14 protein-coding genes are annotated in these 17,611 nt (G+C 41.1%); 4 read left to right on the forward strand and 10 right to left on the reverse strand.

Features of this window, described 5'->3' with window-relative positions; all coding sequences use genetic code 11:
- Positions 1 to 4 precede the first annotated feature (4 nt).
- The 7 genes from PR766_RS05555 to PR766_RS05585 form a co-directional block, all read right to left on the reverse strand.
- Positions 5 to 1,414: a surface lipoprotein assembly modifier gene (locus PR766_RS05555; RefSeq protein WP_154601131.1), complete on the reverse strand. Its 1,410-nt coding sequence runs from the start codon at positions 1,412 to 1,414 to the stop codon at positions 5 to 7.
- 87 nt (positions 1,415 to 1,501) lie between these two features.
- A complete protein-coding gene (locus PR766_RS05560; RefSeq protein WP_154636624.1) occupies positions 1,502 to 2,254 on the reverse strand; it encodes a Slam-dependent surface lipoprotein in 753 nt (250 codons plus the stop codon).
- Between the two features lie 519 nt (positions 2,255 to 2,773).
- Positions 2,774 to 3,895: a ribonuclease D gene (rnd, locus tag PR766_RS05565; protein ID WP_154636625.1), complete on the reverse strand. Its 1,122-nt coding sequence runs from the start codon at positions 3,893 to 3,895 to the stop codon at positions 2,774 to 2,776.
- Between the two features lie 110 nt (positions 3,896 to 4,005).
- Complete coding sequence (gene fadD, locus PR766_RS05570) at positions 4,006 to 5,694, reverse strand: long-chain-fatty-acid--CoA ligase FadD (protein ID WP_006659916.1); 1,689 nt, start codon at positions 5,692 to 5,694, stop codon at positions 4,006 to 4,008.
- 340 nt (positions 5,695 to 6,034) lie between these two features.
- On the reverse strand, positions 6,035 to 6,637 hold the full coding sequence (locus PR766_RS05575; RefSeq protein ID WP_006661822.1) for a Slp family lipoprotein: 603 nt from the start codon (positions 6,635 to 6,637) through the stop codon (positions 6,035 to 6,037).
- Between the two features lie 221 nt (positions 6,638 to 6,858).
- Positions 6,859 to 7,554, reverse strand: coding sequence for a tRNA (adenosine(37)-N6)-threonylcarbamoyltransferase complex dimerization subunit type 1 TsaB (gene tsaB, locus PR766_RS05580; protein WP_006661823.1), 696 nt, complete (start codon positions 7,552 to 7,554; stop codon positions 6,859 to 6,861).
- A gap of 103 nt (positions 7,555 to 7,657) precedes the next feature.
- Positions 7,658 to 9,583, reverse strand: a complete 1,926-nt coding sequence (locus PR766_RS05585; RefSeq protein WP_230086861.1) for an ATP-dependent DNA helicase — start codon at positions 9,581 to 9,583, stop codon at positions 7,658 to 7,660.
- Positions 9,584 to 9,731: 148 nt separating this feature from the next.
- Between PR766_RS05585 and PR766_RS05590 the strand changes: the two genes are divergently transcribed.
- Entirely contained in the window at positions 9,732 to 10,079 is a 348-nt protein-coding gene (locus PR766_RS05590) for a RidA family protein (RefSeq protein WP_006659920.1), read from the forward strand.
- A gap of 353 nt (positions 10,080 to 10,432) precedes the next feature.
- Here PR766_RS05590 and mdtI read toward each other — a convergent pair whose 3' ends face one another.
- On the reverse strand, positions 10,433 to 10,765 hold the full coding sequence (mdtI, locus tag PR766_RS05595) for a multidrug/spermidine efflux SMR transporter subunit MdtI (RefSeq protein WP_006659927.1): 333 nt from the start codon (positions 10,763 to 10,765) through the stop codon (positions 10,433 to 10,435).
- A 1-nt stretch (position 10,766) separates the two neighbouring features.
- The gene (gene mdtJ, locus PR766_RS05600; RefSeq protein WP_006659928.1) at positions 10,767 to 11,195 is read right to left on the reverse strand and encodes a multidrug/spermidine efflux SMR transporter subunit MdtJ; all 429 of its coding nucleotides are present in this window, start codon (positions 11,193 to 11,195) and stop codon (positions 10,767 to 10,769) included.
- 655 nt (positions 11,196 to 11,850) lie between these two features.
- Between mdtJ and pdxK the strand changes: the two genes are divergently transcribed.
- Positions 11,851 to 12,699 carry a pyridoxine/pyridoxal/pyridoxamine kinase gene (gene pdxK, locus PR766_RS05605; protein WP_036963558.1) on the forward strand — a complete coding sequence of 283 codons (849 nt, stop codon included), beginning with the start codon at positions 11,851 to 11,853 and terminating at the stop codon, positions 12,697 to 12,699.
- Positions 12,700 to 13,144: 445 nt separating this feature from the next.
- Here the strand turns inward: pdxK and zwf are convergent, their stop codons facing one another.
- Positions 13,145 to 14,620 (reverse strand): glucose-6-phosphate dehydrogenase, encoded by a 1,476-nt coding sequence (zwf, locus tag PR766_RS05610; RefSeq protein ID WP_006661827.1) that lies wholly within the window; start codon positions 14,618 to 14,620, stop codon positions 13,145 to 13,147.
- Positions 14,621 to 15,080: 460 nt separating this feature from the next.
- Between zwf and PR766_RS05615 the strand changes: the two genes are divergently transcribed.
- Together PR766_RS05615 and pyk are read left to right on the forward strand one after the other, a co-directional pair.
- Positions 15,081 to 15,926 carry a MurR/RpiR family transcriptional regulator gene (locus tag PR766_RS05615; protein WP_006659932.1) on the forward strand — a complete coding sequence of 282 codons (846 nt, stop codon included), beginning with the start codon at positions 15,081 to 15,083 and terminating at the stop codon, positions 15,924 to 15,926.
- Positions 15,927 to 16,126: 200 nt separating this feature from the next.
- Positions 16,127 to 17,569: a pyruvate kinase gene (gene pyk, locus PR766_RS05620; RefSeq protein WP_006659933.1), complete on the forward strand. Its 1,443-nt coding sequence runs from the start codon at positions 16,127 to 16,129 to the stop codon at positions 17,567 to 17,569.
- The last annotated feature ends 42 nt before the right edge of the window (positions 17,570 to 17,611 follow it).

Below are 17,611 nucleotides of genomic sequence, written 5' to 3' on the forward strand. Positions count from 1 at the left end.
CAAACTAAAATGTTTTACTTAAATTTAAACCCACTTCGCTTTTATTATAGGAATAGCTTATTCTTGCACTGCTATCATTGAATTTGTAATTAACATAGAACGTTGGTGTTAATGATAGAAACGTATGATCTAATAATGTTATTTGGCTATTTAATTCCCACGATTCATCACTACGTTTTGTATTAAGTGCACTATCGAAATCAAAAAAATCATAATTGCTGCTTGTTAGTTTATTGACTAACTTATTCGAGCCAACGGCATTAATTGAGCCCACTGTTAACCCTGACACTTGGTAGCTATCACTTTTATATTTTTCAATATTTTTACCGCCATATATATTTGAGAATACACTCCATTGTGGGTTAATCGAATAAATAGCGGTCATACTGTAATTAATATCATAGCCTGAACGTGATGTTCGTTTACCAAAGAAAGTTTGATTTTTATATGCCAGGTTAGATAGCAAATAAAGCTTATTACTGGGAAAATATACCCCAGTAATGCTTGCACCTACACTGTAATGATCAAACAAATGCCCCCGCCAATTGATATCTGCAATAGGTGAAAACGTGATCTTTTTATTCCCATAAAGATACTGATAGCTTATTGATGAGTAACTCGAAAAGCGCCTTTTTACTGAGCGATGTGGGTATTCCCATACATTTCCACCCATACTGGCTAACAGCGAGTGACCTCGATATTGCCAAAGGATTTTATTGGCATTTCCTGAAAACCCGTACACTAAACCAGATTTAATTTCACTGCCTTGCATACACCAGATCGTGCCACATTGCTGTTCCTTGTTACCATGAGCCTCAGTATAGTTTGTGTCATACTTTAAATCCGCATTGAAATTTCCCTGCCAATGACCACGTTTTTCTAATGCTGTGATTTCTTTGTCTATCTGCTTGATTCGGTCTTCCGGTAAATTGACTCGATATTTATCTTTTATCTTTTTATATAAACTTAATGCTTCACGATGATAACTGTTTTTTATATAGACATGAGCCAATTTCATTTCAGAAAAGACTGAGTCAGGGTTACCATTGACTATTTTCAAATAAACTTTTAGTGCTAATGGATAATCACCATTAAAATAGGCTCTTTCTGCTGAAATATAATCCACCATACCTTTATCATGATTTTTATCATTCAGATAGTCAGGTAATATTCTATCGATTTGCTGGAATTTTTGCCGGTTAACTAAATCATAAAGAATAAAACCAAGGTCGTCGACAGTTTTATTTATTTTAAGTGGGATTATCGTGGGCGCTTTATTTCTTGTGTTATTTATTTCAGTTAAAACTTCAATTATCTGTTCATATTGCTGATGCTCATAATTTTTCTCAGAAAATGAATTCATAGAAAACAACAATATAATTAATACTTCAATCTTGTTGATTATTTTTTTCATCCGCCTTCCTTTTCCTTTTTCCACAAAAATACAGGTAGGCAAAATAACTTTTGCCTACCTGATAGCAGCTATATTGCGAAATAGAGATTACTCTTGGTTCTGGCTGCCACCAAAAGCGGTATCATATTGATGCTCACTATTAAATACGGCGACACCACCAACATGTTCCGCATTCTCGCCAAAGAAGCACCCATAGCTCATACCTGATACGGTGTCATTAGCAATTGCTGAACCTGAGAATGAGCCGGCATCATGTATTTGACCCTCAAGAGCAATTTTTAAGTTCTCGCCTTGTAATGAACCGGTATAGCCCTTATCACCAAAGTCAGCTTCAAATACACCGGAAAGCTTTTTCTCACCATCATATTGATTAATCCCTGCAATGGTGTAAGTGGCTTTACCTTCGGTTGGTACTGATGTTGTTGCATCTTGACCAGAGAAGAAAGCAGTGTGCTTAGCATCATCTTCCATTCCAGTTTGTGACCAATCCCCATAATAAACTTCGGCATCTGCGATTTTAGAGAACTGGAATTTCCCCATATCGATATTACCGTTTGGTGTTGCAGGAACAACATAAACATTACCCTCTTTTGGAAACATCACAATTCTCGCTAAGCTCGAAAATGATATTCTTTTTCCTTCGCCTTTATAACGATGACCAATACCCGGTGAGCCTATACTCCCCCCATGGGGTCCATGAGAAGCTTGAGTTTCACCTACCGTTACATTTGATCTTTCTGTCTCATACGTTTGGCTCTGTGCAGATTCCGTTATCGCACTCGCATAGGTAGACATACCTGCCAAAATAGCAATTAACGTCGCTTTAGTACTTTTATTCATAGTGATTTCCTTATTCAATTAGTAAAAAATTAAAAGGAGATGATGCTTTTTACTCTTTTCTCTTGGACATATTTGTGGACCCACAAACTGAAAATGATTTTATGAGAATGCGTTTTATTTACAAATAAAGGTTTTATAATTCAATGAAAAATCATTACATTAGAATGGTGTTTTTTCTTTTTATTTTTCAATAAACTATAAAATAACTCTCCCCCTATAAATGTTAATCATCCCTGTAATGAGCTATTTTAAGTTCGATCTTTATTTATCTTTGCTATTTTTTAAGAGTAATTACAGAATTGAACGGCATTAAATAATGATATTAATCTCAATGGATGGGATTATTTTTAGATTAGTGTTAAATAATAATCTTCATTATTTAAAGAGGAATAAATATTTAGGATTGTCGGAATGAGAATAAAACTTACTGATAAGAATAACAAAATACCCAAGAAAAAAAGTGCCTTGAAAATCACATAAAGGCACAAAATTATCGCTATTTTGTGCCTTTATCACGGATTACGCTTGGCTAAGTAATCGAGTTAAGGGTCCTTCCAATAATCGTCCACGCCAACCTGCAAGCAGTTCAGGCTGACATGATTTCTCTTTTAATCCCCAATGCACTGCTAGTAATTGGTTTATTTGACGGCGAGATGCCAGTAATTCAGGGTTGAATTTTTCATTCTCAGCGATCTCTTTCACCACAGCTTTTATTTCTTTAAAGATACTTTTGTACTGGCTTTGCTCTGTGATATTAGCCACAGGTGCAGGATATTGGCTTTCATCGAGTTTTTTCGCGTCCTCAACGATACTTAATAAACGCCGACCGTGACAACGAATTTCCTGCCCTGATAAACCTAATGCGTCCAGCTCACCTAATGAACTTGGTAAGTAGCGAGCGACCTTCCATAAATTTTCTTCTTTAATGACGAAGTTTATTGCCATATCCCGTGCTTTCGCTTGGTCAAGACGCCATGCTGCCAGTAATTGCAAACAGGCAAGTTGCTCATCACGTAGCTGCCATGTATTAGTGATGCTTAAATAGGCTTTTTCTGGTTTGACTGTTTTTTGACGACGCGCAACGATACGCTGACATTCATCTTGTGCGTCCGCTAATAAACCTTCTTCTGACACTTTTTCCATCAAAATTTTCGCGAGTGGCAGCAAATAAAGGACATCTGCAGTCGCATAATCACACTGTTTCTCACTTAAAGGTCGAGCAAGCCAATCTGTTCGTGATTCGCTTTTATCTAGCTCGACACCCAAATGTTCTGCAACTAACGTCGCAAAACCACAAGAAATTGGATAACCCAAGAACGCGGCAAGCACTTGAGTATCTATCATTGGCTCAGGCACACAACCAAAATCATGCATAAAAACTTCTAAGTCTTCACTGCCTGCATGTAGAAATTTTAATTGGTTTGGGTTGGTTAACAGTGCCTTAAATGGGCTAAAGTCCGTCATTAAAAGCGGATCAATCAATGAAACCTGTTTTCCATCATACAACTGCAATAACCCCAGTTGAGGGTAATAGGTTCTAGTGCGAACAAACTCAGTATCTAATGCTAACCACGGTGCATCGCTGGCCTCTTGGCAGACTTTGGCTAATTCGCTATCTGTTGTGACTAAACGGTAATTCAAAACAAGTTTCTCTTTATTATAATTTAGTTAAGTGTATCTGACGGACACAGTAACGCCGGTAAAAACCGGCGTTACACATTGCTTTTGTTAATTCACCACTCAATAATTCATTATGACGGTGATTTTTCTCGTGCTTGCTGCTCTTCGGCTCTTAACTCTTTTCGTAGGATTTTCCCTACGTTAGATTTTGGTAGCTCATCACGAAACTCAAAAATTTTCGGTACTTTATAAGCGGTTAACGAACGACGGCAAAATGTTTTAAGATCTGCAGCGGTCAATGAAGAATTTTTAGTAACCACGAAGACTTTTACTGCTTCTCCAGTGCTTTCGCTTGGCACACCAATGGCCGCACATTCAACCACATCAGGGTGCATGGAAATCACATCTTCAATTTCATTTGGATAGACGTTAAAACCAGAGACAATAATCATATCTTTCTTACGATCAACAATACGAATATAGCCTTCATCGTCTATTTCAGCGATATCACCGGTAGCTAACCAGCCATCCACAATGGCTTCGCTCGTTGCATCAGGACGATTCCAATACCCTTTCATTACTTGTGGACCTTTTACCCACATTTCACCCGCCGTACCACGGGGAACTTCATGCCCATCATCGTCTAAAAATTTCACATCTGTTGATGGAACGGGTATTCCGATACTACCACTATAAGCTGTTAAATTATATGGGTTACCTGAAACTAATGGTGAACACTCAGTTAAGCCATAGCCTTCTAGTAAATGCCGCCCTGTCAGCGCTTGCCATTTCTGTGCGACGGCTTTATGGACAGGCATTCCTCCGCCAACGGACAGCCGCAAGCGCGAGAAATCCAACTTTTGAAAATCGGGATTTTGCAACCACGCATTGAATAATGTGTTAACGCCCGTGATCGCTGTAAATGGATATTTAGCTAATTGTTTAACCGTATCCGGAACATCTCGCGGATTGGTAATCAGTAAGTTCACACCACCGACATTAATAAATAATAAGCAATTTACCGTAAGTGCAAATACATGATAAAGCGGTAGAGCTGTAACCACATATTCATGACCAAAATGTAAAACTGGACCATATGCTGCTCTGGCCTGCGCAATATTTGCCAACATATTGCGATGAGTTAACATTGCACCTTTTGCCACCCCAGTCGTTCCACCGGTATATTGCAAAAATGCCAAATCATCACCCTTGATATTCGGCTTGATATACTGCATCCGATAGCCCTGATGCATCGCACGGCGAAACGAAATTGCATCAGGCAGATTGTATTTCGGCACTAAGCGCTTGATGTATTTCACGACGAAATCCACGATGGTGGCTTTCGGACGGGGAAGTTGGTCACCAAGGCGAGTTAAAATGACGTGTTTAACCTTTGTATTAAATACGATTTTCTCTAGAGTATGCGCAAAGTTAGAGACAATAACAATCGCTGTCGTTCCACTGTCATTAAGTTGATGCTCTAACTCTCGCGGGGTATACAGTGGATTGACATTCACCACGACCATACCCGCACGTAAGATACCAAACAGTGCAATAGGATATTGCAGTAAATTTGGCATCATTAAGGCAACACGATCCCCTTTTTTAAGACCCAATCCATTTTGTAGGTATGCGGCAAATGCTCGGCTTCTCTCTTCAAGCTTACGATACGTCATCACAGCGCCCATGTTAATGAACGCAGGTTGATCCGCATATTGAGCAACGGCATTTTCAAGTAACTCTGCTAATGACGCGAAGTCATCAGGATTTATTTCTTCAGGTACATCAGCAGGATAATTTTTTAGCCAGATTTTTTCCAAAATGTTACTCCTGAATTTAGTGAGTTATTATTTTACACAACCCTTTAACAAATTATTAACTCATTGTACCAGTTTGAAAATTAAACAATGCTAAGGTTGAGAGCTATATCACTAAATAAATTTCATTCCTTCGAGATAAAAATAAGGCGGTCTATGCCGCCCTATTCAACTTAAGATTAATTCATCAGAGTTTTACTCTGTTTATATCCCGTAATTATACACCGTTGTGAGAAATTTTTGGAGAATTAAGCGGTTAATCGTCCACTGCCATTTCGTTTTTTTGTAAAAAAAATCCTAGATTAACTAGGATTTTTAGCAGAATAATAATATCGATTACTCTTTAATCTTCCGTTAAATAGGTTTGCACCTGAGCAGGTCCTACTGGATATCCATAGCCCCATCCCCAAGGATGATTATAGTAATATGGAGAACCATAATAACCATAACCCCATGGTCCCGCAGGCGGTGGGATCATCACACTTTGAGCAATACTCCAACGTTGAAAGCCAGTCACATTCATCGTCACGTATTGATAAGGAACTTCACCAATTTTTCCAGCTTGCTCTCCGGTAATATTACCTACAACAGTCACATAGCGGTTTCTAAAATCATTTGGTTCAACGAACCCATTGATATAGGCATAGATACGACCAAGAGATGCGGAATTTAATTCCGGCGCAGCATCGTATTTATTTAACGTCATGACCGCTATTTCAATTCGCGTTCTTTTCGGTTCATTTAAAACAGAAATAACCTTGCCGCCAAAACGCGCTTCTTGACCGATAAACATTTCCGGTGCATTTTGTACCGATTTAAGATTTTCTGCAGGATTAGGCACCGAACCTTTGATCGATTGAGGGATCGATACACAACCAGCCAGCGCTAATATGCCCGCAAGTAACAGCGTTTTCATTGCTGAGCGGTAGCTAAATTGAATTTTCATTTTCCACCTCCAATTAGCCATCATTATAAACTGAGATAATAAGTATTAATACAGCCCAAAAACCTCACCACATTATATGTTCAATTCAATTGTTATTAGTACTCATTTGTTCAATGATAGCTCAATTAAAAGCCAATTCTATGTCTTAGGTAAAAAAAAATAGCTATCTAGTATTAACCTAATAGCTATTTATTTTCATTCTACAAAAATGGTTTTTATTTTTATTCGCGACCGGGTAATTTTTTCCAAGTGACTTCATTACGCAGGTAAGTTGGCTCAACATTCTCTACCGCAGTTATTTTACCCGCTATCCATAACTGTTCTGCTATTGGCAACATATCTTGCGCAGCTGGCAGAGTAATCAGGCTATCACTTATGGTCGAACCTTGTAACAATTCAGGATAAGCACCCCAACCAGTACCGGCGTAGCACCATTGTCCTTGTAACTCTGAGAGTTTAGCTTTGAAATCTGCTGGAAGCATGACAGCTTCAGTCTCTTCACCTAACCAAAAACCTTGCTCATCACGTTGATATTGTGCGCAGTAGATTTCTGACATTCGAGCATCAATCGCGACCAGAACACGTGAGCAATCTGTTGTGCGATATGCACCTTGTGCCAGTGTCATTAATGAAGAAATGCCGATCATAGGTAAATCAGCGCCAAGCGCTAATCCTTGTGCGATCCCCACGCCAATCCGCACGCCAGTAAAACTACCGGGTCCGCGCCCAAATGCTAATGCATCTAATTGATTTAACGTAATACCCGCTTGCACTAATACTTCTTCAACCATAGGAAGTACTTTCTGGGTATGTTCACGAGGAGAAATCGCAAAACGCGAAATAATTTCACCGTCACACAAAAGTGCAACAGAACAAGCTTCAGTGGCTGTATCAACAGCTAGAATACGACTCGACATGCCTAAACTCCGGCAAATATTAGGTTTTTTGTTGTCGCCTTATGACGGCAACCTGAAAGATGGGCGGTATCTTAGCATAAACCGCCCACGAGATTGCACTAAATTAGTATTTTTCCATTGACTCGGAACGCTTTTGCGCCAAAAAATCAATCGCTTTATTCAGGCTACGAGTGCGTGGTGATGGTGGTAAGCTGCGTAAAAACACTTCGCCATAAGGTCGAGTCACTAAGCGATTATCACAGATTACAATCACTCCATAGTCTTTCGTATCACGGATTAAGCGTCCAACGCCTTGCTTCAAGGTGATCACGGCATCAGGTAACTGCACATCAGCAAATGGGTCCCCACCACGGAGCTCACAATCTTCAATTCGTGCGCGTAATAACGGATCATCAGGAGCCGTGAAGGGCAGTTTATCAATGATCACACATGTCAGTTCATCCCCTCGGACATCCACCCCTTCCCAAAAACTACTCGTTGCCACTAAAACCGCATTCCCCGCGGCAATAAACTGAGCTAACAGCTTATTTTTGCTGCTTTCACCTTGCATAAGGACAGGCAGCGTAAGCGATGCTTTAAATTCTTCTGCAAGTTCTCGCATCATCAAATGTGAAGTGCATAAGAAGAAACAACGACCTTGATTTTTTTCGATCAGTGGACGCAGCATATTCGCCAATTTCTGTGCACTTCCCCGTTGATTAGGTTCAGGTAAAAATCGCGGGACACACAGTAAGGTTTGGCGTTCATAATCAAAGGGGCTAGCAAGCAACAATGTTTTCGCGTCACTAAGACCGAGCCTGTCTGTAAAATGGCTTAACTTTTCATTCACGGACAATGTCGCCGATGTGAATACCCAACTTGCCGGGGTACTGGCTATCATTTCACTGAATTTATCCGCAACAGTAAGTGGGGTTAACGCCAATAAAAAATGACGCCCATAACTTTCAAACCAATAGCTATAGCCTGGGATAGTCACCTCTTTTAGGCGACTTAAACGGTTACGGTAAATGGTCACCCGCTCAAAAATAGAGTCTAAACTTTGAGAGCGACCTAATGATGTTTTGATCACCTCATAGCAGAGTTCAAGCGCATCATCGAGCAACGTTAGTGCACGCTGTACTTCAGATAACTTCAGTAATTCACGTAAATTACCGCGAAAACTGTTTTCCCCTAAATTAAGGCGAAAATCCAGTGTACTTTGGGTTAGCCTATCTGCGCTTTTTTGCAGTTGGGCTTGATCTTTTAGCTCCGTACGATAAGTCATGATCATATCACGAGCCAAATCTAATAATTGGCGGCTACTCAGCTGCTGACCAAAATACTGACTCGCAATATCTGGAATTTGGTGGGCTTCATCAAAGATCATCACATCCGCTTGAGGAATTAACTCTCCAAAACCAGTATCCTTCACAACCCGATCTGCCATAAATAAGTGATGATTGACCACCACTACATCCGCATCAAGCGCCTTACGACGAGCTTTAAGCACAAAACACTCTTGATAACGCGGACAATCACTACCTAAACAGTTGTCATTCGTGCTGGTGACCAATGGCCAAACCGCACTATCTTCAGCAATATCATGGCAGGTGCTGGTATCCCCTAACTCCGATTCGATGGACCAACTGCGTAATCTGACTACCGCCGCCAGAATTTCAGGTTCGAGGCTTCCTCCACCAAGAGATTGCTGGTCCAACCGTTCAAGGCACAGGTAATTTGAGCGTCCTTTCAGCAGCGCCGTTTTACCCGTGTAATTCATCGCATTGATGATCGTAGGTAGGTCACGATGGTAGAGTTGATCCTGAAGTGCCTTCGAGCCCGTAGAAACAATCACTTTTTTGCCGCTACGCAATGCAGGGACGAGATAAGCGTAAGTTTTCCCTGTTCCTGTCCCCGCCTCAGCCACCAGCACATGTTGCTGTTCGATAGACTGAGCCACGGCGTCAGACATGGTGACCTGCGCCTCTCGAGGTTGGAATCCAGGAATTGTTTTTGCTAGAAAGCCATCTGCTGAAAAGTCGTTAGACACTACAAACCTATATTGCTTACTGTTAATGGGCACACTTTACCATGAGTTCAAGATGGCTGCTGAGCTAATTATCGTTTCATTAACGAACTGATTTTCATCATAGTAGCAAACTGATATCCTTGGTCAGCACTGATAATAAGGAACAATTATGACTATTGAACGCATTGACCCAGATACCCGTTGGTCTGAAGCAGTTATCCATAACAACGTGGTCTATTATACTAGCGTCCCAGAAAAACTGGATGGCGACATTATCATTCAAACCGCGGATGCATTGGCTGCCATTGATGTCATGTTAGGTCGAGTCGGTTCAGATAAAAGCAAAATTTTAGATGCCACTATCTTCCTTGCAGATAAAGCAGATTTTGCTGGCATGAACCAAGCGTGGGATGCATGGGTTGTTGCGGGCAGTGCACCTGTTCGTTGCACTGTTCAAGCGGCACTGATGAAGCCAGAATATAAAGTTGAGATAAAAATCGTTGCGGCGATTGATTAGTCTTAATTGATACTTGAAAAAGAATCATCAGACTAATGGCGCTCACCTTAAGTGAGCGCCATTATTTTTTGAGATTCCATAATCCACACTTAAACGCGTTTGGTAACCTTTAATTGTTGCGTTACCTTGCCCACAGGCCGCCGAATAGCTGCTATTGGAAAAATAAATAGAGATAAAATTATTTTCATTAACGTATGAATAAATAATCATATATTATTCTATGGACATTAGATCAATATTTTAAAATTTTAATTTTACTGAAATTATTAACTTTAGATGTAATTATATATTGAAAAGCTATTAGTACTATATTGTAGAATAAGCACTAATAGCTTTAAGAATTGTATTATCCGTTACGACATTTTAATCAGCACCATACCGATAAGCAGGAAAACTAATCCGCCCCAACCTTTATAGTTCAAGCGCTGATTAAACAAGATCCAACCGGCTGCGACTGTAGCAATTAAGCCAAATGCACCCCATAACGCGTAGGCAACTGACAATTCAATTCCCTTCACCGCTTGCGCTAGCGCACTGAATGCACCTAACACCGCAACCAGAGAAAGAATACCTAACCAATAACGCTTAAAACCGTCAGACATTTTTAAAAATACGTTGGCAAGGATTTCGAGTACCACTGCAAGGATCAGAAATGCCGCATGCCACCATTCAAATTGACTGGCCATATTACACCTCCGATTTAGCGGTATTCGTCACTAAAGCTCGGGCTTTGGCGGCATCAACCGCATTCTTCGCTGCTTGTTTTACTTTTTGAGCAGACTTGTTAACTGTGGCTTTTTTGGTACCTGATTTGATCAATGCGATTCCCGTGATCAAGAAAACTAATCCACCAATTTTCATCGGTGACAAAGATTCCCCAAACCACAGTACACTGAACGTTGTGATCAACAGAACACCCACCCCTTCCCACATGGCGTATGCAACGCCTAAGGCGACTTTTTTAACCGCAACAGCGAGTAAAATATAGGAAGTGGCAATCATCACATACATCACCGCCATACCCGTGAAATCACCACTCACACTGGCATGTTTCATTGATAAAGTACCAATGACTTCAGTAACGATAGCTAATGCTAAAAATATCCAGTAAATCATTATAATATCCCTCTAGATTCAGCATCATCATAGCCTATTTTTTAAACAAGTTTAAAAGACAATTAGCTTAATATATGGGCTTAATGCTGTTAAAAATTCAAACAAAAACAATAGAGTTGCTGATTTTATTCAGCTGATTGAATAATCTAGAAAGACGCTATAACGCGCCGCACCAGTGATACTCACTGGATAGAATGGCAGAAAGGAAAAGCTTATGTGTTGATCTTCTTTGGGACTTACTGATCTTTATGCTAGTCACGCTAAGCATGATATCTCATTCATTTCATCGGATGGACATCCATCCAAGTTACTCCGAACCCTCATATAATTGTTAGTTTCAGCTTATTTCTACCATGGCAAAATTATTAAGTCAATGAATGCAAAAGCTTTTTGAATTCATTCTTTTTATGCATAATTATGCATTAATATGCTAAGCAACACAGTGGCAGACTCAATTTTACGAATAATTCCACCATTTCACTCGCATTTATTTTTGGACGAACTGAGCAAAAAAAGTTTTTATTACCGTGTTTTATGCTGCTTTCATCTCATTCAATATTCATTTTTACGGTTACCATTGACAATAGATGCCAACACGCTTCTTATCATGCTATCCGTATAAAATAGAAATAATGCACACCAATAAGAGAGAGTCATGGATACCTTTACGCTAACGTCAAATAGCTTTCAAAACGCCGTCGATGCCACCCCGCTTCCTTATGATGTCATCTCCATTCAATCCCAAGTTGTCTATGGCAGTGTCGGTAACAGCATTGCCGTTCCTGCATTAACAAAACAAGGATTGCGTGTTGCCGCAGTTCCCACCGTCATTTTAAGCAATACCCCTCACTATGCCACTTGCTATGGCGGTGAATTGCCTGGTGAATGGTTCCGAGGCTACTTACAAGGCTTTGTTGAACGTGGCAGCTTAAACAGCGTTAAAGCCATTTTAACAGGTTATTTAGGCTCACCAGATAAAGCTCACGACCTTGCAAATTGGTTAGCCTCTGTGCGTGAGCAGCATCCTAAAATGCCTGTCATTGTCGACCCTGTGATGGGGGATGAAGATAGTGGCTTTTATATTCCTCCAGCGATTGCCGATGTTTATCGTGATGAAGTGCTTCCACTTGCGACGGGCATCATTCCGAATAAATTTGAGCTTTCTACACTCAGTGGGCAAACCATCAATAATTTAGACGACGCGACTCGCGCAGCGCGTTCATTACTCAACGGTCATACTCAGTGGGTCATTATAACCAGCGCTTTCCAACCTGATGATGAAAGTATCGAAGTGGTTTGTGTTACTCGACAAGATGTCGCGGTTATTCGCCATAAGCGTTATCCCGTTACACCAAAAGGAACTGGGGATCTGTTTGGTGCCGAACTTACCGCTCAGTTACTTGCAGGTTTATCGGTTCCAGATGCCGCTAAAATGGCGTGTTTACGAATCGAACAAGGAATTATTCATATGGCGGCGACAGGTCGCAGTGAATTAGTGCTTTAAAATAACCAAAATTGAATGGTTACCTTGAGTCAGCAATCTTGGTAACCATCACATTATTAAAGAGAAGCGTAATGACTCATGGCACACTCCACATTCAATAATTGCATCATTAAAGGATTGACAATGCCAATTTGCGCTTTTTTTCAAGATCAAAACCTGCAAAACATCCCCCCATCGTATTTCATTCAACCATAAAACTCACTGACCCAAAAATCATAGATGAATTAAATAATTTTCCGATGCTTAAAATAAAAACTCACCACTTTCATTTGAATTAAAGCAGAACGGGAAAACATTAGTATTTAATCAACATGAAATGACGTGGTTGGCAAAAATTTCTATCGCGAAAAAAATAAGAAAAGATAAAGAAGAAAATATTAGCTAAAAAAATGGCGGGAATTCAACCTTCCCGCCATTTCATGGTCCAATTTATAAAGATAAAATATTACTCAAACTCATTCCACGAGCGACCATCACGAGCGATCATGGCGACAGAGGCAATCGGTCCCCATGTACCGGCTTGATAAGGTTTAGGCGCATCGTTATCCATCGCCCATGCTTCCATAATAGAATCAACCCATTTCCACGCCTCTTCCACTTCATCACGGCGGACGAACAAGGCTTGGATACCACGCATCGCTTCTAACAATAAGCGCTCATAAGCATCTGCAAGATGCGTTTGGTTAAAGGTCTCAGAAAAGCTCAAATCCAATTTAGTCGTCTGTAAACGGTGTTTATGATCCAAGCCTGGAGCCTTGTTCATAATTTCGATATCAATCCCTTCATCAGGTTGCAGACGGATCGTCAATTTGTTTTGTGGTAAATCTTGGTAGCTTTCAGAGAAAATATTCAATGCCGGTTTTTTAAAATACACCACAACTTCTGAACATTTGGCAGGAAGACGCTTACCTGTACGCAAATAGAATGGTACGCCAGCCCAGCGCCAATCATCAATATCCACACGCAAAGCCACGAAAGACTCCGTCTGGCTCTGCTTGTTCGCGCCTTCTTCTTCTAAGTAGCCCGGTACTTTCTTACCTTGCACAAAACCCGCAGTATATTGACCGCGTACGGCTTTCTCACGCACGTTTGTGTGGTCAATACGACGTAAAGAACGCAGCACTTTCACTTTTTCGTCACGAATACGGTCAGTGGTTAAATCAGCCGGAGGAGACATCGCGATCATGGTTAAAATTTGCAGAAGGTGATTTTGCACCATGTCTCGCATTTGACCCGCCTGATCAAAATACCCCCACCGACCTTCGATTCCGACCTCTTCTGCCACGGTAATCTGCACATGATCAATGGTGCGATTATCCCAGTTATTAATAAATAAAGAGTTTGCAAAACGCAGAGCCAGCAAGTTCAGTACCGTTTCTTTGCCTAGATAGTGGTCGATTCGGTAAACTTGGCTTTCATCAAAATATTTCGCAACTTCGTTATTAATCTGTTGAGAAGATGCTAAATCCGTCCCTAATGGTTTTTCCATCACGACACGGTTTGGTTTTTTGTTCAATCCTGCATAGCCTAGCCCCTGACACATTTCACCGAATGTGCTTGGTGGCATGGCAAAATAGTGAATCGCCGGCTGCGTGTCTTGTTTAAGCATATCGGCTAAACGCACAAAATTATCGGTTTCACTCACATCTAGATTACAAAAATCTAAACGTGCGCTTATTCGCTCCCATAATGTTGGATCTAATTCTTCCTTCAAAAAGTCATTCAATGCCTTTTTGACAAATTCCACATAATCGCTCTGTTCCCATTGGGCACGACCAACGCCGATAATGCGAGTATCTGGATGGATATAACCTGCTTTTTCCAGTTGATACAATGATGGAAGTAACTTGCGACGCGCTAGGTCACCTTTAGTGCCGAAAATAATCAGGTCACAAGCTTGAGCAGCATTATGTACCGCCATGTTGGTTCTCCTCAATCTGCGGAATTTAGAAACTATCTCATTAGAGCCCAGAAAAACTGAGCGCGAAACGCCACTCTAATGAGATAGGTTCTGGATATCGTATTATAAAAATATAATCGTTTGCCTGCTAATGTACCCGTTTGCTACTGCTCAGTAAATATTGATGACACGGGTCACAGTTTTTATGCTGAAAAATCCAGCATACCCAGTCTTCAACAAAATTTTTTATCACTGAATGCTTCCAGCTTTTGTTAGAAAATAACGATTTATGTAATCCGTTTTCTTAGTTGAAAATTAGATACGGGTCATATTTTCGTAAAAAAAGCCCTTAGTTAACCCCAGTGTATAGATAGCTTACTATCAACACGTAGTATATTTTCAGTCATATCTGGATGTTAATGCCACCATACTCCGATGGCAGAAATATTTCCCCTTTTGCTGAAATAGGCACTTTTGCTATATGAATATTTTAGAACAAATGAAAACCAGCATCGATTTTTTGAGTAAATCAGAAAAAAAGGTGGCAGAAGTCATTTTAGGGATGCCCCAAAGTGCTATTCATTTGAGTATCGCCGCATTGGCTCAATTGGCGGATGTTAGTGAGCCTACTGTTAATCGATTTTGCCGCAAAATGGAAACCAAAGGGTTTCCAGATTTTAAATTGAAACTGGCGCAGAATCTCGCCAATGGTACGCCTTATGTAAATCGCCATATTGAAGAAACAGACACCGTCAACACATATACCCATAAAATATTCGAGTCCGCGATGGCGGGACTGGATAATGTCAAGCACACCCTTGATACCAACGCAATTAATCGCGCAGTAGATTTACTGACTCAAGCTCGCAAAATCAGTTTTTTTGGATTTGGGGCTTCCGCCGCGGTTGCTCATGATGCCATGAACAAATTCTTCCGGTTTAATATTCCAGTCATATACTTTGATGATATTGTCATGCAACGTATGAGCTGCATCAATAGTAGTGAAGGCGATGTGATTGTGTTGATTTCACACACGGGTCGTACAAAGGCCTTAGTCGATATGGCACAGCTCGCTCGCCATAATGATGCAACAGTTATCGCTATCACATCAGAGGGCTCCCCCCTAGCTAAAGAAGCCAGCCTATCAATTATTATCGATGTCCCTGAAGACACGGACATGTATATGCCAATGGTCTCCAGAATGGCACAGCTCGCAGTGATTGATGTGTTAACAACCGGATTTACTTTGCGCCGAGGCGAAAAATTTAGAGATAACTTGAAACGGGTCAAAGAAGCATTACGCGATTCGCGGTTTGATAATGTCTGAAAGATGGATACAACAATGTTAAAAATGGGTTCTTAATTCTATCGGTACCAAATAGTTTTTATTCTCCCGATGGCTTTAAGAAATTTGCTGTATATAATAGCTGTGCTCGTGTCAGCACCCCTATTTGCAGTAAATAGGTTTCAAAATGGAGTGAAAAGGCTTCACTTATATTTGTACCATTACAGGTCACGGAGTAATACATGTCTAGACGGCTTAGAAGAACTAAAATTGTTACAACCCTTGGTCCGGCAACCGATCGTGATAATAATCTAGAAAAAATTATCAATGCTGGCGCTAACGTTGTTCGCCTTAATTTCTCTCACGGAACTCCTGAAGACCACATGGCCCGCGCAAACAAAGTGCGCGAGATTGCGGCTCGATTAGGGCGTCACGTCGCTATCCTTGGGGATCTACAAGGTCCGAAAATTCGTGTTTCTACTTTTAAAGACGGTAAAGTTTTCCTCAATATTGGTGACAAATTCACGCTGGATGCCTCATTAGGCAAAGGTGAAGGTGACCAACATAAAGTCGGCATCGATTACAAAGGCTTACCTGCTGATGTTGTCCCTGGCGATATTCTTCTGCTAGACGATGGTCGTGTGCAGTTAAAAGTTCGTGAAGTTCAAGGCTTGCAAGTGTTCACTGAAGTGACTGTAGGCGGACAACTGTCTAACAATAAAGGCATTAACAAACTAGGTGGTGGCTTATCCGCAGAAGCCCTCACTGAAAAAGACAAAGCTGATATTATTACCGCAGCCAAAATTAATGTCGACTTTTTAGCCGTGTCTTTCCCTCGCTCCGGTGAGGATCTTGATTATGCTCGCCGTTTAGCGCGTGATGCAGGCTGTGAATGCCAAATTGTTGCGAAAGTTGAGCGTGCTGAAGCTGTTGCCACTGATGACATTATGGATGAAGTGATCCTCGCATCAGATGTCGTGATGGTCGCCCGTGGTGATTTAGGTGTCGAAATTGGCGACCCTGAGCTAGTCGCTGTACAAAAGAAACTGATCCGTCGTTCACGTCAATTGAACCGTGTGGTGATCACCGCAACTCAAATGATGGAGTCAATGATCACTAACCCAATGCCAACCCGCGCCGAAGTTATGGACGTGGCAAACGCCGTTTTAGATGGTACAGATGCGGTTATGTTATCGGCAGAAACGGCTGCGGGACAATACCCAGCAGAAACCGTCGCCGCAATGGCGCAAGTCTGCTTTGGCGCAGAAAAAATGCCAGGTCTGAATATTTCTAAACACCGTTTAGATGCTGAGTTTGAAAGTTCTGAAGACGCGATTGCCATGTCAACCATGTACGCGGCTAACCACCTGAAAGGTGTCAAGGCAATCATCGCCATGACAGAATCAGGACGAACAGCTCGTATCATGTCACGTATCAGCTCTGGCTTACCAATTTTTGCTATGTCACGCCATGAAAAAACACTGAATCAATGTTCTCTGTACCGTGGCGTCACGCCTGTCTTCTGTAGCACGCATACTGATGGAATTGCCGCTGCAAGCGAAGCGATCGCGCGTCTACGTGACAACGGTTACTTAATGGTTGGTGACACGGTTATCGTGACACAAGGTGACCAAATGGGCACCATCGGCAGCACCAATACCTGCCGTATTTTAGTCGTTGAATAATCATTAGCTCTTCTATAAATTAAGGGAGCCTGTGCTCCCTTT

It is taken from the genome of Providencia sp. PROV208 (genome assembly GCF_028479465.1).
Lineage (GTDB): Bacteria > Pseudomonadota > Gammaproteobacteria > Enterobacterales > Enterobacteriaceae > Providencia > Providencia alcalifaciens.